Origin of the sequence: Hymenobacter sp. UV11 (assembly GCF_004684095.1) — a bacterium.
Classification (GTDB): Bacteria; Bacteroidota; Bacteroidia; order Cytophagales; family Hymenobacteraceae; genus Hymenobacter.
Genome location: NZ_SRII01000065.1, coordinates 1 through 624, shown reverse-complemented (window position 1 = coordinate 624; position 624 = coordinate 1). Strand labels below are relative to the sequence as shown.

Genomic DNA, 624 nt, shown 5'->3' with positions numbered 1-624 from the left:
AAAGTAGTGGTCGGGGGGGCCTATTCGCTGCTGGCCAAGCTTAAGAATGCCGAAGAGGAAGAGTAATTCCCGTTGGTATTGGCCGCTAGTTTAACCCCAGGCACCCATGTTGAAAACCCTAGCCGTATTCTGTTTGGCTGGCCTCTGCGAAATCGGGGGCGGCTACCTGATGTGGCAATGGCTTAAGTCGGGGCGACCGGGTTGGACGGGACTGGTCGGGGCGCTGCTGCTGGCCCTCTACGGCTGGGTGGCCACCTGGCAGCCTACTTCCTTTGGCAAAACCTACGCCGTGTACGGGGCCATTTTTATTGTTATGTCCCTTGCCTGGGCGGCTTACTTTGATGACTTCCGGCCCGACCGGTTTGACGTGTACGGTGGGGCTATCATCCTGCTGGGTATCGCCGTCGTTCTTTTCTGGCCTCGCCTGTAATTTCTGCCCATGCTCCAACTGCTTACCGGTGCCCTGCTGCTCAGCCTGCTCCACGCCGCGATTCCCAACCACTGGGCGCCGGTGCTGGCCGTGGCGCGGGCCGAGCGCTGGCCCCTGCGGCGGGCCGTGGGCGTGACGGCGGTGGCGGGCCTGGCGCACGTGCTGAGCACGGTGCTGCTGGGCCTGGGGCTGGG

Annotated in this window: 1 protein-coding gene and 1 pseudogene; both read left to right on the top strand. The window is 63.1% G+C overall.

The window, feature by feature from the left end:
• The first annotated feature begins 106 nt into the window (after positions 1-106).
• Positions 107-430 (top strand): YnfA family protein, encoded by a 324-nt coding sequence (locus E4631_RS25710; protein WP_133657170.1) that lies wholly within the window; start codon positions 107-109, stop codon positions 428-430.
• Positions 431-439: 9 nt separating this feature from the next.
• Positions 440-624 (top strand): annotated as a pseudogene (locus E4631_RS25705) (hypothetical protein); the annotation flags it as partial.

Excerpts from the sequence above, each read along its gene's own strand:
- E4631_RS25710 (WP_133657170.1), top strand. The coding sequence starts at position 107 with ATGTTGAAAACCCTAGCCGTATTCTGTTTGGCTGGCCTCTGCGAAATC.